This is a genomic window from Pseudomonas sp. 3A(2025) (genome assembly GCF_054589175.1).
In genome coordinates this window covers 20,833-41,098 of the sequence record NZ_BAAILM010000094.1, presented here as the reverse complement: position 1 = coordinate 41,098, position 20,266 = coordinate 20,833, and the positions used below count along the sequence as shown (strand labels likewise).

The 20,266-nt window shown below is 60.6% G+C and carries 21 protein-coding genes; 9 read left to right on the top strand and 12 right to left on the bottom strand.

The genetic code is table 11. The features are described 5' to 3' along the window. From fahA to hppD, 3 genes are all read right to left on the bottom strand, one after another. A partial coding sequence (fahA, locus tag ACYP2A_RS23520) for a fumarylacetoacetase (RefSeq protein ID WP_459748338.1) occupies positions 1-841 on the bottom strand: 841 nt, incomplete at its 3' end. Continuing rightward, entirely contained in the window at positions 841-2,136 is a 1,296-nt protein-coding gene (gene hmgA / locus ACYP2A_RS23515; RefSeq protein ID WP_459748337.1) for a homogentisate 1,2-dioxygenase, read from the bottom strand. The genes hmgA and fahA, both read right to left, overlap by 1 nt. Before the next feature lie 42 nt (positions 2,137-2,178). Then, on the bottom strand, positions 2,179-3,255 hold the full coding sequence (gene hppD, locus ACYP2A_RS23510; protein ID WP_459748336.1) for a 4-hydroxyphenylpyruvate dioxygenase: 1,077 nt from the start codon (positions 3,253-3,255) through the stop codon (positions 2,179-2,181). Positions 3,256-3,498: 243 nt separating this feature from the next. On the opposite strand from hppD, the gene ACYP2A_RS23505 reads away from it, so the two are divergent. The 3 genes from ACYP2A_RS23505 (at position 3,499) to ACYP2A_RS23495 (ending at position 6,111) form a co-directional block, all read left to right on the top strand. Beyond that, positions 3,499-3,906: a heme-binding protein gene (locus ACYP2A_RS23505; RefSeq protein ID WP_459748335.1), complete on the top strand. Its 408-nt coding sequence runs from the start codon at positions 3,499-3,501 to the stop codon at positions 3,904-3,906. Between the two features lie 6 nt (positions 3,907-3,912). Continuing rightward, positions 3,913-4,812: a LysR family transcriptional regulator gene (locus ACYP2A_RS23500; RefSeq protein ID WP_459748334.1), complete on the top strand. Its 900-nt coding sequence runs from the start codon at positions 3,913-3,915 to the stop codon at positions 4,810-4,812. A 114-nt stretch (positions 4,813-4,926) separates the two neighbouring features. Continuing rightward, on the top strand, positions 4,927-6,111 hold the full coding sequence (locus ACYP2A_RS23495) for an MFS transporter (RefSeq protein ID WP_459748333.1): 1,185 nt from the start codon (positions 4,927-4,929) through the stop codon (positions 6,109-6,111). Positions 6,112-6,115: 4 nt separating this feature from the next. On the opposite strand, the gene gntR is transcribed toward ACYP2A_RS23495, so the two are convergent. Next, complete coding sequence (gene gntR, locus ACYP2A_RS23490; protein WP_459748332.1) at positions 6,116-7,132, bottom strand: HTH-type transcriptional regulator GntR; 1,017 nt, start codon at positions 7,130-7,132, stop codon at positions 6,116-6,118. Between the two features lie 269 nt (positions 7,133-7,401). Here gntR and ACYP2A_RS23485 point away from each other — a divergent pair, with 269 nt between their 5' ends. The 3 genes from ACYP2A_RS23485 to csrA all read left to right on the top strand — a co-directional run bounded on the left by ACYP2A_RS23485 (position 7,402) and on the right by csrA (position 10,094). Continuing rightward, positions 7,402-7,893, top strand: coding sequence for a gluconokinase (locus ACYP2A_RS23485; protein WP_459748341.1), 492 nt, complete (start codon positions 7,402-7,404; stop codon positions 7,891-7,893). 87 nt (positions 7,894-7,980) lie between these two features. Beyond that, positions 7,981-9,333 (top strand): GntP family permease, encoded by a 1,353-nt coding sequence (locus ACYP2A_RS23480; RefSeq protein WP_459748331.1) that lies wholly within the window; start codon positions 7,981-7,983, stop codon positions 9,331-9,333. A 572-nt stretch (positions 9,334-9,905) separates the two neighbouring features. Continuing rightward, on the top strand, positions 9,906-10,094 hold the full coding sequence (csrA, locus tag ACYP2A_RS23475; RefSeq protein ID WP_056838891.1) for a carbon storage regulator CsrA: 189 nt from the start codon (positions 9,906-9,908) through the stop codon (positions 10,092-10,094). A 104-nt stretch (positions 10,095-10,198) separates the two neighbouring features. Here the strand turns inward: csrA and ACYP2A_RS23470 are convergent, their stop codons facing one another. From ACYP2A_RS23470 to ACYP2A_RS23450, 5 genes are all read right to left on the bottom strand, one after another. Continuing rightward, on the bottom strand, positions 10,199-10,441 hold the full coding sequence (locus ACYP2A_RS23470) for a hypothetical protein (RefSeq protein ID WP_459748330.1): 243 nt from the start codon (positions 10,439-10,441) through the stop codon (positions 10,199-10,201). A 75-nt stretch (positions 10,442-10,516) separates the two neighbouring features. Then, the gene (locus tag ACYP2A_RS23465; protein WP_459748329.1) at positions 10,517-11,452 is read right to left on the bottom strand and encodes a ketopantoate reductase family protein; all 936 of its coding nucleotides are present in this window, start codon (positions 11,450-11,452) and stop codon (positions 10,517-10,519) included. 154 nt (positions 11,453-11,606) lie between these two features. After that, the gene (locus ACYP2A_RS23460; protein ID WP_459748328.1) at positions 11,607-13,031 is read right to left on the bottom strand and encodes a pyridine nucleotide-disulfide oxidoreductase; all 1,425 of its coding nucleotides are present in this window, start codon (positions 13,029-13,031) and stop codon (positions 11,607-11,609) included. 607 nt (positions 13,032-13,638) lie between these two features. Further along, positions 13,639-13,905 carry a DUF1652 domain-containing protein gene (locus tag ACYP2A_RS23455; RefSeq protein WP_459748327.1) on the bottom strand — a complete coding sequence of 89 codons (267 nt, stop codon included), beginning with the start codon at positions 13,903-13,905 and terminating at the stop codon, positions 13,639-13,641. 370 nt (positions 13,906-14,275) lie between these two features. Continuing rightward, complete coding sequence (locus ACYP2A_RS23450) at positions 14,276-14,755, bottom strand: GNAT family N-acetyltransferase (protein ID WP_459748326.1); 480 nt, start codon at positions 14,753-14,755, stop codon at positions 14,276-14,278. 269 nt (positions 14,756-15,024) lie between these two features. Between ACYP2A_RS23450 and ACYP2A_RS23445 the strand changes: the two genes are divergently transcribed. Then, positions 15,025-15,975 carry an alpha/beta hydrolase gene (locus tag ACYP2A_RS23445; RefSeq protein ID WP_459748325.1) on the top strand — a complete coding sequence of 317 codons (951 nt, stop codon included), beginning with the start codon at positions 15,025-15,027 and terminating at the stop codon, positions 15,973-15,975. On the opposite strand, the gene ACYP2A_RS23440 is transcribed toward ACYP2A_RS23445, so the two are convergent. The 3 genes from ACYP2A_RS23440 to ACYP2A_RS23430 form a co-directional block, all read right to left on the bottom strand. Continuing rightward, complete coding sequence (locus ACYP2A_RS23440; RefSeq protein WP_459748324.1) at positions 15,963-16,163, bottom strand: helix-turn-helix transcriptional regulator; 201 nt, start codon at positions 16,161-16,163, stop codon at positions 15,963-15,965. The two genes, ACYP2A_RS23445 and ACYP2A_RS23440, sit on opposite strands and share 13 nt — an antisense overlap. Beyond that, positions 16,160-16,531: a hypothetical protein gene (locus ACYP2A_RS23435; protein WP_459748323.1), complete on the bottom strand. Its 372-nt coding sequence runs from the start codon at positions 16,529-16,531 to the stop codon at positions 16,160-16,162. Before ACYP2A_RS23435 ends, ACYP2A_RS23440 begins: the two co-directional genes overlap by 4 nt. 77 nt (positions 16,532-16,608) lie before the next feature. Beyond that, a complete protein-coding gene (locus ACYP2A_RS23430; protein WP_459748340.1) occupies positions 16,609-18,546 on the bottom strand; it encodes an ATP-binding protein in 1,938 nt (645 codons plus the stop codon). A gap of 375 nt (positions 18,547-18,921) precedes the next feature. Here ACYP2A_RS23430 and ACYP2A_RS23425 point away from each other — a divergent pair, with 375 nt between their 5' ends. Together ACYP2A_RS23425 and ACYP2A_RS23420 are read left to right on the top strand one after the other, a co-directional pair. Continuing rightward, positions 18,922-19,431 carry a sigma-70 family RNA polymerase sigma factor gene (locus ACYP2A_RS23425; protein ID WP_459748322.1) on the top strand — a complete coding sequence of 170 codons (510 nt, stop codon included), beginning with the start codon at positions 18,922-18,924 and terminating at the stop codon, positions 19,429-19,431. Then, on the top strand, positions 19,428-20,266 hold an 839-nt coding region (locus tag ACYP2A_RS23420), incomplete at its 3' end, for a DUF4880 domain-containing protein (protein WP_459748321.1). The genes ACYP2A_RS23425 and ACYP2A_RS23420, both read left to right, overlap by 4 nt.

The window sequence follows — 20,266 nt, the reverse complement described above, 5'->3', positions numbered from 1 at the left end:
CCGGCTGCGGCCGGCGAAAGGGCGCCAGTGCCTCGACACTGACCACCCAGGGCGACAGGCTGGTGGCAAAACTCTTGGATAGAAACGGCCCTAGCGGCTGGTATTCCCACGCCTGAATATCCCGCGCCGACCAGTCGTTGAGCAGGCAGAAACCCGCAATATGCTCGGCCGCATCACTGATATCGATCGCCTGTCCCGGCGCATTGCCTGGCCCGACCCACACCCCGACTTCCAGCTCGTAATCCAGCCGTCGACACGGGCCGAGCACCGGCACCTGTTCGCCCGGCGGCACGATCTGGCCGTGGGGCCGGATGATCGGCGTGCCGGAAACGCACAGTGTCGAGGCCCGGCCGTGGTAAGCGATGGGCACGTACTTGTAGTTGGGCAGCAGCGGATTGTCGGGACGGAACAGCTTGCCGACATTCAGCGCATGATGAATGCCGACATAAAAATCGGTGTAGTCGCCCACCCGCGCCGGCAGGTGCAGGCGGCATTCGTTCATCGGCAACAGCAAGGGCTCAAGCGCCTGACGCTGACTGCCCGCTTCGTCGAACAATGCCAGAAGCGCTACGCGCAAGGCCTGGCGCGCCGGTGCGCCCAGCGCGAAATAGTCATTGAGAAACGGCCCGCTGGCCGCCTCGGCAGCGCTGCGTGCGCGGCCCTGAAACACACCCGCTTGCAGCGCCGCCGCCAGGTCGAGTACCCGGTCACCGATGGCCACCCCGCCACGGCGCCGCTCATCGAGATGACTGAAGATGCCCAGCGGCAGATTCTGCAAAGGAAAGTCCGGGTGATCGTTGGCCGAGGCCAGCCAGCTACGTCGATGAATCGCTGCAGCCATTACTGTGGTTCCTGTGCAAAGGTACGGGCCATGCCTGCCCAGCAATCATCGTAGTCGCTTTGCAGTTGCGCGCACGCCAGTGCATGGCGGCTGGGGCGCAATACCTGGCCGGTCTCGAACATGAAAGCCAGAGTGTTTTCAATCCTGTGCGGTGCAAGCTCGGCGGCAATGGCGTTCTGTACGGTGAGATTGTCGGGGCCATGGGCGCTCATGCAGTTGTGCAACGAGGCGCCGCCGGGCATGAAGCCTGCGGCCTTGGCATCGTAGACGCCTTCGATCAGGCCCATGAATTCGTTCATCAGGTTGCGATGAAACCACGGCGGGCGGAAGGTATTTTGTGCGACCATCCAGCGCGGCGGGAAGATCACAAAATCGACATTGGCCTGCCCAGGCACCGCACCCGGCGAGGTCAATACGGTGAAGATCGACGGGTCCGGGTGATCGAAGCTGACCGTGCCCAAGGTATTGAACCGGCGCAGGTCATACACATACGGCACGTTGTTGCCATGCCAGCCGACCACATCGAACGGCGAATGATTCAGCGTCGTCGCCCATAACTGGCCGAGAAACTTCTGTACCAGTTCGACCGGCGCCCGGCGGTCCTCGAACCAGGCACACGGCGCCAGAAAATCCCGTGGGTTGGCCAGGCCATTGCTGCCGATCGGCCCCAGGTCCGGCAAGCGCAGCGGGCAACCGTGGTTTTCACAGACATAGCCGCGCGCCGTGGCGTCGAGCAACTGCACGCTGAATTTCAGGCCACGCGGCAATACCACGATCTGCTGCGGCTCGACCTCGAGCAGGCCCAGTTCGGTGACGATGCGCAAGCGCCCTTGCTGCGGGACGATCAGCCATTCGCCATCGGCATTGAACAACGCACGGTCCATGGAGCGGTTGGCGGCGTAGACATAAATGCTCACGCCTTCGGCACGTTCGGCACTGGCAGTGCGGGCCAGGGCAATCAGCCCGTCGAGAAAATCGGTGGGCTGATGCGGAATTTCAAAGGCGTTCCAGCGCAGCCGGTTGGGGGTCGGCGCGCCGTCTTCAAGGCCGCGAATCTGCCGCTGCATTGGCACAAAGGCCGGGTGCGCGGCCGACGGCATGATGCGGTACAGCCAGGTGCGCCGCGCGTCACTGCGCGGCACCGTGAAAGCGGTGCCGGAAAACTGCTCGGTGTACAGCCCCAGCGCATGACGCTGTGGCGAGTTCTGCCCGACCGGCAGGGCACCGGGCAGTGCCTCACTGCTGAAGTGATTGCCGAAGCCGGACTGGTACTGCAAAGGGCGCGAGGTGGCCATGGGAAGTCTCCTGATTTTATTTTTATAAGGGAACAGCCACCCTCAATCGCTCGCCAATACCCCGCGCCGCACCTGATCGCGCTCGATGGATTCGAACAGCGCCTTGAAGTTGCCCTCGCCGAAACCTTCATCGCCCTTGCGCTGAATGAACTCGAAAAACACCGGCCCCAGCAAGGTTTCGGAGAAAATCTGCAACAGCAAACGCCGCTGCCCGCCTTCGCTGCTGCCATCGAGCAAGATGCCGCGGGCCTTGAGCTGATCCGCCGGCTCGCCGTGTGCCGGCAGGCGCTCTTCGAGCATTTCGTAATAGGTTTCCGGCGGCGGGGTCATGAAGCGCATGCCCAGTGCCTTGAGAGCATCCCAGGTCTTGAGCAGGTCGTCGGTGCAAAACGCCACATGCTGGATACCTTCGCCGTTGAACTGCATCAGGAACTCTTCGATCTGGCCGGCGCCTCTGGACGATTCTTCGTTCAACGGAATGCGGATCAGCCCGTCCGGGGCGCTCATGGCTTTGGAGGTGAGCCCTGTGTATTCGCCCTTGATATCGAAATAGCGCAGCTCGCGGAAGTTGAACAGCTTTTCATAGAACCCGGCCCAGTAGGCCATGCGCCCGCGATAGACGTTATGGGTCAGGTGATCGATGAACTTGAGGCCTGCGCCCACAGGATGACGATCGACGCCTTCGATGAAATTGAAATCGATGTCGTAGATCGAGGTGCCTTCGCCAAAGCGGTCGATCAGGTACAACGGCGCGCCGCCGATGCCCTTGATCGCCGGCAACCGCAGCTCCATTGGCCCGACGGCGATCTCCAGCGGTTGCGCGCCCAGTGCCAGGGCACGCTCGTAGGCCTTGTGCGAATCCTTGACCCGAAACGCCATGCCGCACACGGACGGGCCGTGCTCGGCGGCAAAATACGACGCCAGGCTGTGCGGCTCGTTGTTGACGATCAGGTTGATATCGCCCTGCCGATACAGGCTCACCGCCTTGGAGCGATGAATCGCCACCTGGGTGAAGCCCAGGATATGCAGCACCGGTTCGAGAACGCCGGGGGTGGGCGCTGCCAGTTCAATGAATTCAAAGCCCATCAGGCCCATCGGGTTGTCGTAGAGATCAGCCATGGTCTGGCTCCTTGCAGGAAAGTGAACACGGGGATAAAGCGTGTGGTTCAGCTTTTGCGAGGGGGCGCGCACGAGATACCCCGCACGCTACGGGCGAGGAAGTCTCCGAACAATAACTGCAAGGCAAGGGCTTTCATGCCTTGAGCCTAGCCTGAGTTGTGCGCTGTGCATAGCACACGTATATGCTGGCAGGCCGGCCGCTCGCGCACGGTCGCTCATCGAACAATCACAAAAGGACGTTTCATGAAAATCAAAGCCGTACTGACCCAGACCGAAATCAGCCTGATTCTCGCTGCCGCCCGCCAGGAAGCCCTGAAAAACGAATGGGCCGTGTCCATTGCCATTGTCGATGATGGCGGTCACCTGCTGGCCTTTGAGCGTCTGGACGGCGCCAACCCGATCAGCAGTTATATCAGCGTCGAAAAGGCCCGTACCGCAGCGTTGGGTCGCCGTGAATCCAAAGGCTACGAAGAAATCGTCAACGGTGGCCGTACCGCCTTTCTGACGGCCCCGCTGCTGACCTCGCTGGAAGGCGGCGTGCCGATCATCGTCGACAGCCAGGTCATCGGCGCGGTGGGTGTGTCAGGGGTCAAGTCCGAGCATGACGCCCAGGTGGCCAAGGTCGGCATCAAAGCGCTGAACGCCGACTGAGCGGCCATGGACAAGTTGCTGGCAATCAAGCTGTTCGTCGAGTCGGTCGATGCGCAGGGCTTTTCGGCGGCAGCCAGAAAGCTGGGGCTGGCAACCTCGTCGGTCAGCCGGGCCATCGATGCACTGGAAAACCAGCTGGGCGCCACCCTGCTCAATCGCTCGACCCGACAGATTTCGGTGACCGACGCAGGCGCACGTTATTACCACAAGGCGCGGCGCCTGCTCGAAGACCTCAGCGAGGCCGATGCCGAAGTCGCCGACCGGGGTTTGGAGCCGGTAGGCAGCCTGCGCGTGTGCGTGCCAGTGGAGTTTGGCCGCCGGCTGATCGCGCCGCATCTGGGGCAACTGCTCAAGCGTTACCCGGAGCTTACAGTGGACATCACCCTGAGTGACCGCTTCGACGATTTACTCGACGGCCGCTTCGATGTCGCCATTCGCCTGGGCGCGGCAGCGCCCGATGCCGAGGTCGTGTGCCGGCACCTGGCGGATTTCCAGCGCTGGACGGTGGCCAGCCCTGCTTACCTGAGCGCGCATGGTCAGCCGCAGCACCCCGAACACCTGTCGGCACATGCCTGCCTGCGTTTCAACTATGGCACGGCGCGTCAGGTCTGGCGCTTCAGCCACGGCGATGAACAGACCGACGTGCCGATTCAGGGCCGCTTGCGCAGTGACAACGCCGATGTATTGCGACAGGCCGCTATCGATGATGCCGGCATCGCCCTGCTGGCTGACTGGCTGGTGGCCGAAGACATCAGCGCCGGTCGGCTGGTACGGGTGCTTGAGGAGTGGGACGGCACGCCGAATCGGGCCAGCAACGCCATTAACGCGCTGTACCTGCCCAACCACCGAGGCTCGCGCCGGGTGGCAGCGTTTATCGGTTTTTTGCAGGACATATTGGCGAAATAAGGCCAGCCTTTGCTCACAGCGCAACGCTGCCTTGCGCCACCCACGGATTCTCTCCACGCCACGCAAAACTTAATCTTCACGGCATCGGCTCCCATTCCTTGCTGGAGAAATGCCATGCACCCAAGTCTTGCTGTCACTGCCTCTGCCCCACCGACCCTGTCGCGCTGGCTGGTCATGATCTTTGCCTTTTGTTGCGGCGCCATCGTCGCCAATCTCTACTACGCCCAGCCGGTGGTCGGCCTGATCGCCGCCGACCTCAACCTGAGCACCGGCAGTGCCGGCCTGATCGTCTCGCTGACCCAGATCGGGTATGCGCTGGGCCTGTTGTTTCTGGTGCCACTGGCCGATCTGCTGGAAAACCGCCGCTTGATGATCTGCACTTCGATGGTCGCTGCCGCCAGCCTGTTGCTGGCCGGGCTGACCGGGCATGGCGGGGTGTTTCTCGCCTTGTCGCTGTCGATCGGTTTCAGTTCGGTGGCGGTGCAGATGCTGGTGCCGCTGGCCGCACACATGGCGCCGGAACACAGCCGTGGTCAGGTCGTAGGTTCGATCATGAGCGGGCTGTTGCTGGGTATTCTGCTGGCCCGACCGCTGTCGAGCCTGGTGGCGGATCATTTCGGCTGGCGGGTGATGTTCATCGGCGCGGCCCTGCTGATGCTGGGCATCATCGCGCTGTTATCGCTGCTGATTCCGCGTCGTGTGCCGCAGCACCGTGCCAGCTATGCGCAGTTGATGGGCTCGTTGCTGACCCTGCTGCGCCGTCACCCTGTATTGCGTCAGCGTTCGCTGTATCAGGCGCTGATGTTTGCCGCCTTCAGCCTGTTCTGGACCGCCGTGCCTATCGAGCTGATGCATGCCCACGGCCTGTCGCAAAGCCAGATTGCGGTATTTGCCCTGGTCGGTGCCATCGGCGCCATCGCCGCGCCCATTGCCGGGCGTCTGGCCGATACCGGCCATACCCGCCGCGCCTCACAGATCGCCATGAGCCTGGCGCCAGTCGCCCTGCTGATTGGCATCAGCCAGCCCGGCGCCAGTCTTTGGGGGCTGGCACTGACGGGCATACTGCTGGACTTTGCCGTGCAGATGAACCTGGTGCTGGGCCAGCGCGAGGTCTATGCCCTGGACCCGGCCAGCCGTGGGCGGCTTAACGCGCTGTACATGACCAGCATTTTTCTCGGCGGTGCGCTGGGTTCGGCACTGGCTGGCGTGCTGTACCAGCAGTTTGCCTGGAGCGGCATTGCCCTGGCCGGCGCGTTGCTGCCCACTCTGGCTCTACTGTTATTCATGCGCAAAGGCTGAGCATTCAGGAACTCTCGCGAATCACCAGCTCGAACCCCAGATCTATCTGCGGTTCGGGCTTTTGTTCGTCGATCAGCGCCAGCAGCATCTGCGCCGCACGCTGACCGACCTGTTCACGCGGGGTACGGATCGACGTCAGGCGCGGGACCATGTGCGCCGAGCCCGGCAAATCGTTGAACCCCACCAGCGCCACCTGGCCGGGAATCTCGATGCCCCGGCGCAAGGCCTCCAGGGCTGCGCCCTGAGCCAGGTCGTCGTTGCAGAAGAACACGGCGTCGACATCCGGGTGTTCTTCGATCAAGCGGGCGAACAGCTCACAGCCCAGACCAATGGACGACGGTAAAGGCGACATCACGTGCAATTGCGGATCGTCCAGCCCGGCGTCGACCAGCACCTGACGAAATCCCGCACCGCGTTGCAACACGCGCGGGTCGAGCTGACCTGCCATATAGGCCAGGCGCTTGCGCCCCCGGCCAAGCAAATGCCGCGCCGCCTCGGCACCGGCCTGATACTGGGAGAAACCCACGCAGTGGGCCTGCCCGGTGATGTCCAGTTCCATCATGTGCACGCAAGGCACTTCGCTGGCGGCCAGCAGGCGGCGCACCGCCGGGGTGTGATCAAAGCCGGTGAGCAACAGGCCGCGTGGCCGGCTGATCAGGTGGTTACGCAGCAGTTTTTCTTCTTCGGCGGGGTTGTAGTGATAGTTGCCGATCACCACTTCCAGCCCGCGCGGACGCAGCACGTTCTGAATCGCCTCCAGCGTCTCGATAAAAAGCTGGTTGGACAACGACGGCACCAGCGCCACCACGACCGGGCTGCTGGACGACGCCAGGGCGCGAGCGGCCGGATTGGCCACATAACCCAGGCGTTTTGCGGCAGCCTGAACCTTTTCGACAAGCTCCGGAGCCACGGTGGCGACACCGCGTAATGCCCGGGAAGCTGTGATCGGAGAAACGCCGGCCAGTTGTGCGACCTCATTAAGGGTCGGGCGACCGGTAGAGCGGGAACCAATACGTGCCATGCGTTGCCAACTGAAAGAGGGGTTGCCAAGGAACCGTTATCGGTTCTAAGGTAGCGCTATCTCATCGCTTTGGGCAATGAATTGCGCCTGCCATCCGCTGCCTCTGGGCAGCCTGGAGTTTGCGCGGTGGTGATCTTACCTACAAAAACAACGACAAGCGCTGGAACAATGCCGCTGACCTTTAGCTGAACAAGCAAAAGACAGCGCTGTCTCCAGCAAGGATGGCAAACGTGACAACAGATAAAACCCCTGTTTCTGCCTTGGTGATCATGGGCGTTTCCGGTTGCGGCAAAAGCGAAGTCGGCCAACGCATTGCCGATAACGCCCATGGACGCCTGATCGAAGGCGACAGCTTTCACCCCCCCGCCAATATCGAAAAAATGAGCGCCGGCATTGCCCTGAACGACGATGACCGCGCTGGCTGGCTGACGCAATTGGGCGAAGAACTGGCCGCTGCCGTGGCCAAAGGCGAGCGTCCAGTGCTGACCTGCTCGGCACTCAAGCGCCGCTACCGTGATCGCCTGCGCGAGATGGTGCCGCAACTGGGTTTCGTATTTCTTGAATTGACCCCGGAAGTGGCCCGCCAGCGCTGCGCGCAACGCCCCAATCACTTCATGCCCGCCAGTCTGGTCGACAGCCAGTTCGCGGCCCTTGAGCCACCCTATGACGAGCCGCGCACGTTGGTGGTCGATGCCACGCAAAGCATGGCCGACCTGGGCAAGCAGGCTGCCGACTGGTGGCAGGCTTCACATCAGGGTTAAACACCTGCATGAAAAAGACAGCGCTACCTTTTATGAACATTCACACGCATAACCGCTCCATAAAATAATGACAACCGGAGAACACTCATGTTCGGAATGACTCACGAGACTTACCTTCTCGTCGACGCCCTGGTGACGATCGTCGGCCTGGTGATCCTGATCACCAAGTTCAAGGTCCACCCCTTCATCGCCCTGACCATTGCAGCGGGCTTTCTTGGCCTGACCAGCGGCATGCCGGTGGAAAAAGTCATGAAGGCCTTCCAGGACGGCTTCGGCGGCGTACTGGGCTTTGTCGGCATCATCCTCGGCCTGGGCACCATGCTTGGCAAACTGATGGCCGATTCCGGCGGCGCGGACCAGATCGCCCAGACCCTGATTCGCACCTTCGGCAAGCAGAAGGTGCATTGGGCGATGATGTTTTCTGCCTTTCTGGTGGGCATCCCGCTGTTCTTCGAAATCGGCTTTGTGCTGTTGATTCCGCTGGTGTTCATCGTTGCGCGGCGTACCGGCGTGTCGATCATCAAGATCGGCATCCCGTTGCTCGCCGGCCTGTCGGCGGTGCATGGCCTGGTGCCGCCGCATCCGGGCCCGCTGCTGGCCATCGGTATTTTCGGCGCAGACATCGGCAAGACCATTTTCTACGGCCTGCTGGTCGCCCTGCCCACCGCCATCATCGCCGGCCCGATCTATGGCAAGTGGATTTCCAAATACATTCCGGGCAGCCCGTCAGAAGAACTGATGGCGCAGATCGCCAAGGAATCGAACACTCAGAATCTGCCCGGCTTCGGTATCACTCTGGTGACCATTCTGTTGCCGGTGTTTCTGATGCTGCTCAAGACCTTTGCCGACGTGGTACTGGCAGAGAACAACGTGTTCCGCATCTGGATGGACTTTATCGGTCACCCGATCAGCGCCCTGCTCGCGGCCCTGCTGCTGGCGTTCTACACCTTCGGTGCGGCACGCGGGTTCGATCGTTCGCAGATCATGAAAATGCTCGACCAGAGCCTGACGCCGGTGGCAGCCATTGTGCTGATCGTCGGTGCCGGCGGTGGCTTCAAGCAAATGCTGGTGGCCAGCGGCGTGGGCGATGTGATCGGCCACATGGCCGTGCAGGCACAACTGAACCCGATCATGCTGGCCTGGCTGGTGGCGGCGGTGATTCGTATCGCTACAGGCTCTGCGACCGTGGCGACCATTACCGGTGCCGGTATCGTCGCGCCGGTGGTGGGCATGGTACCGGGCGTCAATCGTGAATTGCTGGTACTGGCCACCGGTGCAGGCTCGCTGATTCTGTCTCATGTCAACGATGCGGGCTTCTGGCTGGTCAAGCAGTACTTCAACATGACCGTCAGCGAAACCTTCAAGACCTGGACCGTGATGGAAACCATCCTGTCGGTGGTCGGCATCATCTTTATCATGCTGCTTTCAACACTGCTCTGACCCCTCCTTGGGGTGTCCCTTCGTGGCTGTCGGAATTTTCCTTCTGCAGCCGCGCACTTATTCAACAATACCCTGCGACCGGCTGACGCACACTGCAGTGTGCAGTCCGCCTGTGGCGGGTGCTCCAGCAAAGTGCAAAGCACTCTCAATTCCTCGCTTAATTGCTATTTCCCACCTGACATCGCCCTATTTCCAATTGAAATATCAGAAAGCTCAGGCAATGATGCGCGCAAAGGCCTACGCTAAAAGTCGGCGAGGGACTACGTAGTCGGGTGCAGTGTCCTACATTGCAACTAACGTGCGATGCTCATGTCGATATGGATCCAATCCAGACTTTTTGCAGATTTTGCCAGTAAATACGGGTATTTGCAGGATAAAACGGGCAGAATTGGCGACTCGTCACTGTGTTGATGCAAATCAACGTGACAGGATAATGAACCGAGGGAATTTAATTCACCGCTGCAACGTCATATTGATGGAAGCATTTGGATGCACTCGGCAACAATCACCACGCAAAGGCAAACGCCAGCCTCTTGATAGGGGCGTTACAAGAGGCCATCAAGGAAAAGATTATGTTGATACTCACTCGCAAAGTAGGCGAAAGCATAAACATCGGTGACGACATCACCGTGACGATTCTTGGTGTCCAAGGGCTGCAAGTCCGACTGGGCATCAATGCACCCAAAAACGTTTCGGTACACCGTGAAGAAATCTACAAGCGTATCCAGGCTGAGCTGGCACCCACCCAGAACTCCCAATAATTCCTGGCGCCTCCCCCTCGATTCAAGCGATTCGCCCGAACGGCATGATCCGTACGGGAGAATCGCATTACGGCACCCATCGAGGTGCCGTTTTCATTTGTGCGTCAATCAGCCGCTTCCAGACGCGAGGCGATACGGTCCTTGATCAACAACCGGTGTTCCTTGAGCTTCTTCAGTTCATCGTCGCCGATGCCTCCTGCCAGTCCTTTTTCGGCCTCTACTACGTTCAGGTCGGCTTGCTGGTACTGATTGAGCAAATGCTGCAGACGCTCATCGCTCTTGCCACGCGCCAGAATGTCTTCCTTGCTCAAGTGCAAGTCCGCGAACAGATCATGTTTGACTGGCATGAATCGGCCTCCATCACAGAAAAAAGGAATCCTAAGGGTAGCAGCCCGCTGATTTATAGCGCGGATCTACTGCTTTCAGCTTTCCCGGCGGCGGCGCGCCTCGAAAGCGCGCAAATGAATGCACGCCACCTCCAGCATCGACAAGCCGTCAGGCACCACGCCCAGCACCTGACGACGCGCCAGCAGATCGCCCAACAGATGCTCGCCCTCGGTGGCTGCACCGCGCTCGATGTCACGCAGCAACGAGGCGCTGAGCGTCGAGCCCGAGGCCGTCAGCATCGTCAGGCAGCGCTGCTGTGCGTGGGTGCTCAAGGGGTATCCTGCCGCCAAAGCAATCTGCGCGCACTCGTGCAAGGTGGCAATCAATAACCGTTCGCCGCCACCGGCCAGCACATCGCCCAGGGCGGCACGCATCGTGCCGGTGACCGCCGCCAGGGTGGCGATGAAACACCACTTGTCCCACATGTCCTGAACGATGTGCTGACTGAAACTGGCCTCGAAACCGGCATCGGCCAGCGCCTCGGCAACCCGCAGGATGCGCGGGCTGGATGCGCCATTGAGTTCGCCGAAACGCAACTGATGATGGCTGTTGAGGTGCAGAATCACCCCTTCGGCAGTCTGGTCCAGCGACACCAGGCATTGCCCGCCCAGTACAGCTTCAGCGCCGAAGCATTCGGTCAGCCGGTCCAGATGCGCCATGCCGTTGAGCAACGGCAAAATCAGGGTCCCGGCGCCGACCGCCGGTGCGAACGCCTGGATGGCCTCGTCCAGATCGTAAGCCTTGCAGCTCAGCACAATCAGGTCGTAAGGCTCGGCCAACTGGTGAGCCAGCACACAGGGCGGCGACGGAGCGTGAATATTGCCATGCGGGCTGCGCACCAGCAGGCCTTCACGCTCCAGAATCAAGGCCCTGTGAGCGCGCACCAGAAACGTGACATTGCGACCCGCTTCCAGCAACCGCCCACCGAAATAGCCGCCCACGGCGCCAGCACCAACAATCAGAATGCGCATAGATATTGCTCTCCTTGGCGTCTGTGCAGCGTAGTGGATCGGCCGCCGGCACTCAATCGATGAGCGTCGGGTGGCATGCTCCAGAAAGACCGGCACAAAAAAATCCCGCGCGACCTCACGGCAGTGCGGGACAAAAGGGGACCACGCTCACTGCTCAAACCTTACCGATCAACTCCGGCAACAGCAGGTGCAGGCGCTCATCGAAGGTCTGCACCAGCGAATGCCGGGCAGGCTCTACGGTCGGCGCAAGGCGTTGCAAGCGCGCCTGCAAGGCTTCGATCACCGTGCGGCTGGCATCGTGATGAAATTGCCAGACGCCATAAATCCGGCCCTCGAACGATAATTCGCTGCCCAGTTGCGGATCGGCCGCCAGACCCGAGCCGATACCGAACAGGTACACACCGTCCAGCCGCCGCCCATGCTGGTCCAGCGGGCAGCCACTGGCGTCGGAATCCAGCCCGCCACGGGACTGACGCAACTCGATCGGGGTGCCATCGAGATGACTGAGCACCGGCAGCACAGGCTGATAACCCGTGCACTGAATGACCGCGCCTGCGTCGGCCAGCGCTCTGGACGCACGCTCGAAATCACCGACGTCCCCGCCCTCGGTCTGCATACGCTGCACACCGACCCCGGTTTTGCCGACCCGGGCCTTGCCCAGCACTTCACGACCTATATCAAAGGCCCGATAGCGCAACCCGCCGGAACGATTGACCCGACCGGACACCGGGCACACATCGCGCTGCGGCTCGAACGAGTAGCCATCGTCCAGCGCAAGCTCTGCACTTTCATAGAACAGACGGACAGGACTGCGGTGGATCAGCGTCACCTCGCGCAGGCCGGCGAACTCCAGGGCATCGGCGAGATTTTCCAGCACCGAAAACGCACTGTGCGAGCCGCCCACCACGCAGATGCGCTGGCCGCGAGCGATCAACGGCACCAGTTGCTCGCGCAGTTGCACGCCGTTCATGCGCAGTACGGCATCGGAACCCAGAATCTGCGCAGTGCGCGATAAATGCAGCCCCTGGCTGTCCAGGTGCTCGATCAGGTGTTGCGGGCTCTGCCGGCCGCCCAGATTGAGCACCAGCCCCTGGCAGTGAATACGTCGCTCATAGCCTGCGGTCTCGACGCGCAGGCTTATCTGTCCCGGCTGCCAGATCACTTCGGTGATCAACGTGCTGTGCCAGATCTTGACCCCGTAACGCTGGACGATATGGCGCAGCACCAGTTGCGAGGCTTCGGCCATCAGCTCTCCGGCCTCGGCCAGGGGCGGCGCACTGTTGGCCTGACGGCGAATCCGCCAATAAGCCGGCGAGTACTCCAGTGGCTCGAAGATTTCTGCCAGACGCGGGTCACGCAAACAATCGATAAAGACATCGCCCACCGAGTTGGCGGTGATGCGGTAATTGCCAAGGCTGCCCGTGCCCGGCGTATCGCTGGCATCGACGATGATCAGGCCATTGCGGGCCAGTTCCGGCAAAGCCCCCGACTTCAGGGCATTGAACAAAAAACCCATACCTGCCACGCCGGCACCACCGACGACGCAGGCACAGGTCACATGCATATGATTTTCGAACATGGTGTGTCTTCCTTGGCCTGTTGATAAACGGATCCCTCCTTGCGTGATCGCAAGGGACGTCTTCCACCACCAGGAAACAACCATTTACATTCCTGTTTTTCAGTGTTGCAAATCATCAAGTTGCAGAGGTTAGTTAAGAAAGTTTTGACAGGCGTCAATACAAGAGCGCATTAAACAAACGTTTGCGCGTTTATCCCTGCAGCCACGTGCAGGCAACCGGCAATAAGAAAGGAAGGTGATTCAATAAGAAATAGCCACGCTACCGCCAGATTCGGCGCCGCGAAACTTGAGACAGGAGAGAGGGGATCGATAAACGCGATGGAGACCGTGGTGTGACGGAATAGTTGCAAAGAACATGAACCGTGTCAAACAAGCGCCCACCCTTGACACCCCAGCAACAAGATCAGCCAACCTCATGCCTGGACGGCGAATATCGGTAAATGTCGGAGAATGGAGAGCGTAAAAGACCAGACCGATCAAAGGCGCAGCCTGTTTGTTTTTTTATATACCGTACACGCCAGTCAGCAAAAAGACGACGCCAACAAAATGACGACGCAGGTCGACACGAAACGGTGCCGACCAGAGGTGTCAATTACAGCACTGAGGCTCAGGCTCGGCGTTTATGGTGCTCAGGCCGGCTGACGCTGTCCAGATCATCACGCAAGCCGGCAACCAGGTCATTGATGGCGCGGCTGCTGTCAAGGCGTCGCAGGTCAATGCCCGTTACCAGCAGATCGACACGCCCTGTCGCAGGCTCGGTGATCTGAATGGTCATGGAGCGATCCGGTGCAATGGTGCACGTGCAACTCAAGGGCAGGAATGCCCCTTCGACAATGCTGCGTAATTCAAGCGTAGACAGTCCACAAGCGATCATTTGCCATCTCCTTATTTGCAAGCGCCGCTGAACAATCCGTCGAGCGCTTACGCTTATTGGTATTCAAAAAAAGTATAAGCAAGCCACTGACTTGCTTAAGGGGACGTCACCACAGGACTGCAGTGATTGTTATCCTTTATACGCTTTGCCAAGACGCCCGGCAATAAAGTTGCGCCACAAAACAAGACAACCTGTAACGTATTCGATAACAGGCAGTAGAGAATCGTTTCATCGAATAAACACTTTATTTCTGACGGACCTGTTGCAGGCACTTGTTAAACTTTGAACGCACTCTGTGAACGGTCTTTTTTTACAGGCCGGATCCTTCAGTACGAACCCGGCCTGCCTTGACGCTTCACGCCCCGAGGGCTTATTCCGGGCGCAGCAAACGCAGGTGAATCAACGCCACGGGCGCGCCTTGCTTGTCGCGTCGTTCTTCAATGGAAAACGGGCGAAACCCCAGCCGTGAATAGAACACCAGGCCGGTGACATTGTTATTGAAACAGGAGGACGTCACCTCACGTGCCTCGTGCTTGTCGAACGCAATCTCGGCCATGCAGGCGATCAGGTAACGCCCTACACCCCTGGCCCGCGCCTGGCTGGCAATAATGACGTTACCCAGGGTGCAACGGTTGCGAAAATCGCAGCGTACGAAATTGGCATAGCCGACGACTTCGCCATGCATCTCGATGACCGTGGGGTCCGAACGCTGCTCCAGCGACGCTTTCAACTGCTCTGGCGTGAACGGGTAGACCGCCCGCGGGAACATGTAGAACAGCTCGTCAGGGTTCTGTGGAAGGGCGCAGACGGCGGCGATGTCTTTTTCTTCCATGGGACGGTGTAGGAACATTGAGCAATACCTTTTTGAAGAAGTTGAAGAACATGCGCAGCATCAAAACGGTGTTAAAGCATGTTACGCAGATAGCAGAAGCAATATCCAGCCCCGCCACGAGCCCCGTTCTCGTGGTGGTCACCTGTCAGTACAGCAGGCGGACGCCATTCGTGTACCCTGCCGACTGACGGGGCCAGGCAATATTCTGTAACCGATATTTCCTGTCTTGTCGTGCAATGCCACGGCATAAGCACCCTATATTTCATTTTGGTTACTGGATCGTCCGCATGTCGTCACCTGAACCTGCACCGCGCAAATGGCGGCGCCTGACCCTGGCACTGATGGCCGTGATCATCGTCGGCCTGCCCGTGGGCTGCGTCGTGCTGGAGCGCAAAGAGCGCGAGCTGGTGTTTCGCATCGAACCGGGTACGGCCAGCTGGTACGGCGGCTTGCCGAGTGGCGTCGAAGAACTTGAACTCAAGACCCCGGCATTTGGCACCAAACAGAATATTCACGCCTGGTGGTGGCCCGCACCGCGCAAGGACGCGCCGGCAGTGTTGTACCTGCATGGCTCGCGCTGGAACCTCACCGGCCAGTTGTTTCGCATCGAACAATTGCGTTCTCTGGGTTTTTCGGTGCTGGCCATCGACTACCGTGGCTTTGGCCAGAGCCTGGGCGATCTGCCCTCGGAAAAAACCGTGTATGAAGATGCGCGTATCGCCTGGGAGCGACTCAAACTGCTGCAGCCGGATCCCGAGCGGCGGCTGATCTATGGCCATTCGCTCGGCGGTGCGGTGGCGGTCGACCTGGCCGCCGAACTGGGCCGCGAAGCCGCCAGTGGCGACCAGCCGGTGCAGGCGCGCGGCCTGATCATCGAGTCGACCTTCACCAATCTGGCCGATGTCGCCACCGCCATCGCCAGCAGCTACACCTCGTTGCCCGTGCGCTGGTTGCTGTCGCAGAAATTCGATTCACAAGACAAGATCGCCGACATTCACATGCCGGTGCTGATCGTCCACGGCACCGACGACCGCTATGTACCGCCGCGTTTCAGTGAAGCGCTGTTCAAGGCTGCCGCAGAACCCAAGAACCTGTTGCTGGTTCCGGGCGGCACCCACAACAACAGCATGCGCCTGGGGCGACAGGCTTACAGCCAGGCCATCCAGGCCCTGCTCAAGACCCCGGCACCCCGCACACAGGCCAGCCAGCCGACTACCAAGGCCGGTCAGGCCGGCTGATCATCCTCAAAAATCGCTTCGATGGGCCGGGCAAACAACCGGGCCATCTGAAAGGCCAGCGGCAGGCTGGGATCGTAGCGGCCGTTTTCAATCGCATTGATGGTCTGGCGCGACACCCCCAGCCGGGTGGCCAGGTCTTCCTGCGACCAGCCGTGTTCGGCGCGCAGCGCCTTGAGGTGGTTGTTCATCGGTAACGCCGCGAGGCAATCAGCAGCCCCAGCATCCACATCACCGCCATCAACGGCCAGACCACGAACAGCGACAATTTTGGCAAGCCGACGTTTTCCAGAAACCCATAGCTGAACGTCAACAAGGCGCTGGCCGCAAAGGCAAAGCCCAGCGCCTCGAACTGGATGCGCAGTTGCAGTTCGTCCAGGCGGCGCAACTGCCGGACCACAGCCCAACACACCAGCACACACGGCACTACCGGCGCGAGGCTGATCGCCACTTGCGCTGCTGGCGCCAGATCGCTGCCATTAAGCGCCACCAGTGACGCCACCAGCACGACCATATAAGCCAGCATGGCCACGCCAAACTCACGCAGATAGATATTCATAGACCCCTCACCATGGAAAGTATGCTTTACATGATGAGGACATCAATCAACGATGTAAAGCCTGCTTTACATAGACACTAGGCTTCGCGCTCGATCATCTCGTGAATCCGGCTGGCCAGCGCGTCCATGGTGAATGGCTTGGTCAGCACCCACATACCCGGGTCCAGATGCCCGTTACCGATAATGGCATTCTCGGCATAGCCGGTAATGAACAGCACCTTGAGCTCTGGGCGCAGCCGTCGTGCGGCATCGGCCAGTTGACGGCCATTCATGCCGCCCGGCAGGCCGACATCGGTGACCAGCAGGTCGACCCGCGCACTGGTTTCCAGAATCCGCAAGGCGCTGGCCCCTTCTGCCGCTTCAAGGGCCGAGTACCCCTGATCGGCAAGCACCTCGCCGACCAGCATGCGAATGGTCGGCTCGTCGTCGACGATCATCACCGTGCTGGTGGTGGTCGCCTTGGGCGCCTGGGGTTCACTGGCCTGTTCGTCGACCAGCGCCTCAACCTCATTGCCATAATGACGCGGCAGATACAGGCACATGGTGGTGCCCTGACCCGGCTCGGAATAAATACGCACCTGGCCGCCGGACTGGCGCACAAAGCCGTAGACCATCGACAGCCCCAGCCCGGTCCCCTGCCCCAGCGGCTTGGTGGTAAAGAACGGGTCAAACGCGCGGGAAATAACCTCAGGCGTCATGCCCGTACCGTTGTCGGTCACGCACAGCGACAGGTACTGGCCCGGCGACAAATCGCGAAATCTCGACTCACGCTCGTCGATCCATTTATTGGCGGTCTCGATGGTGATCCGCCCGCCGTACGGCATGGAGTCACGGGCGTTCAAACACAGATTGAGCAAAGCATTTTCCAGTTGTGGCGCATCGATAAAAGTCGACCACAAGCCCACGGCGGTCACCACCTCGACCGTGATGTGCGGCCCCACCGAGCGGCGAATCAGCTCTTCCATGCCCGCCACCAGACGATTGATGTCTACCGGTTTTGGGTCCAGCGTCTGGCGCCTCGAAAAAGCCAGCAACCGGTGAGTCAGCGACGCCGCGCGCCGCGACGCATCCAGGGCTGCAGAGACATAACGATCAATTTCGCCATAGCGGCCCTGGCTCAGGCGTGTGCGCAACAACTCCAGCGAGCCGTTGATACCGGTCAGCAGGTTGTTGAAGTCATGGGCGATGCCGCCGGTCAACTGCCCGACAGCTTCCATTTTCTGCGACTGGCGCAACGCTTCTTCAGCCTGTTTGAGGCGCTCCTGTTCAAGCAGACGGTCATCGATGTCATAGGCAAACAGATAGGCACCGATGATCTGGCCTTCAAGATTACGCAACGGGCTGAAGCGGATTTCGAAAAAGCGCGCCGGCTCACCGAAGCTGGCGATATCGATAAACTCTTCGCCCGCCAGCGCCCGCACCCACATGCCACGCACCTGTTCGCGCGATTCAGGGTGATCGTCCAGGGCATCGAGCAAGCTTTGCCCGACCTGCGGCTGCACCCCGAACAAACGCTCGAACTCCGCCGTTGCCGTGGCATTGATGGCCAGCCAACGGTAGTTCAGATCAATCACATGAATACGGGCATCGGTGCCGTTGACCACATCGGCCAGCACATTGCGTTCGGCGACCGCTTCACGCACCCGGGTTTCGAGGGTGGCATTGAGTTCTTGCAACGCCCGTTCGGCGCGCTTGCGTTCGGTGACGTCCTGAAACAGCACCGCGACCTGATGGCTGCCAATCGGTTCGACCCGAAAAGCGGTCAGCGCCAGATAACGCCCGGTGGCCTCCAGTTCACGCTCGAAACGCACCGGTACACCGGTGCGCAACACGCCGCCGTACATCTCGACCCAGCCATCGGCTTCGGCGCCGACCATTTCGCGCACTTTCTGCCCGACCACATTGGGAATACCGGCATGAAAGGCATAGGCGGCGTTGGCTTCTATATGGATGTAATCGCTCAACGGACCATGCGGGCCGTCGAAAAACTCGATGATGCAAAAGCCTTCATCCATCGAGTCGAACAGAAAGCGATAGCGCTCCTGCGAACGGGCCAGGGCCGCGTCGGCTTGCTGGCCGCGTGTCGATAACTGGTCGTGCAGATGGGTATTTTCGGCTTCAAGGGCGCTGACGCGATCGCGCAGGGCTTGAATCTCTTGGTCGGTCACAGCGTTACATCCTGAAATTAAGATGTCGCACTGGCAACTGGCTAGACGACAGCATCACGCTACGAGAAAAACCGCCGGCTGGCAAAGACAATCCTGTGTCTTTGCCGAGACAGATCAGGCCTGCACTCGTCCGAAAGTGTAATTAAACATTCAACAACTTAATAAGAACCATTACCATACGCGCCGTATTTGCCACCGTTATCCGCCCAGAGGCCACTCGCCATGACCGCTACTCCCTCTCAGCAACACGTCGTGGGCGAACTCTACAGCCAGCATCACAGCTGGGTCGTGCAATTGCTGCGGCGCAAACTGGGCGACCGGGAATCGGCGCTGGACTTGGCACAAGACACCTTCGTGCGTATCTTGCGCAGTGAAAAGCTGCCACCGATTCGCGAACCGCGTGCCTACCTGAATATCGTCGCCAGCCGCCTGTGCATCGAGTATTACCGGCGCCAGGCACTGGAACGCGCCTACATGGACTCGCTGGCCTTGCTGGAGCCCGAGTTGTGGCCCTCTCCCGAAACCCGCTTGCTGGTGCTCGAAGCGCTGGATGAAGTGGGCCGGGTGCTCGACGGCCTGGGCGGCAAGGTGCGGGAAATCTTCTTGCTGTCGCAGCTCGACGGCCTGACGTACCCGCAAATCGCCGAACAGGTGGGCCTGAGCGTCAACAGCGTGCAAAAAGCCATGCTCAAGGCACTGCGTCATTGTTACGCCGCAGTCTATGAGCAATGAGCCTGTTCCAGCCGCTGGATAACCGCCGCCAGATTGACCCGCTGGTGCTGGAGCAAGCGATGCTCTGGGCGGTCACCCTGCAGTCGGGCACTGCCGACCATGCCCAGCACGCCGCATGCGCCGCCTGGCGCCAGGCCTCGGCAGAACATGAGCTGGCCTGGCAGCGGCTGATGGGCATCGGCCAGGATGTACGCAGCGGCGTCGGCACCCTGCCGGCCCGGCATACCCGACAATTGCTCAAGGCCCGCAGCGGCACCTCGCGGCGCACCCTGCTCAAGGGGTTCACCGGGCTTGGCGTGGCCACCGCTGCCGGCTGGGGCGCGCATGAGCGGGTACTGTTGCCGCAGTGGTTCAGCGACTACCACACCGGCACCGGCGAACGGCGCAACCTGCGCCTGGGCAGCCTCGACCTGCTGCTCGACACCCAGACCCTGCTGGATATTCACACCCGCGAGGCCGAACGCCAGGTATTACTGACCCGCGGCCGGGTATGGCTGGAACCCGGCGCCAGCCAGGCGCTGGTCATCCGTACCGGCGACGGCTGGGTGCGGCCTGCCGCACACGCCCGGCTGATCGTCGCGCATGACGTCGGGCCGTTGCGCGACACCAGTGTTCAGGTGCTGGCCGGCAGCGCCCTGTTGCAACCCGATCAAGGCCTGCCCCAAGGGCTGATCGCCGGACAACAATCGCGCTTCGATGCCGGTCGTGTTGCCAGCATCGAAGAACTGTCACACGCAGCGACTGCCTGGACCCAGGGCCAGTTGGTCGTCGAACGCACGCCATTGGGCGACGTCGTCGCCGAGCTTGACCGCTACCGACGCGGCGTCCTGCGCTG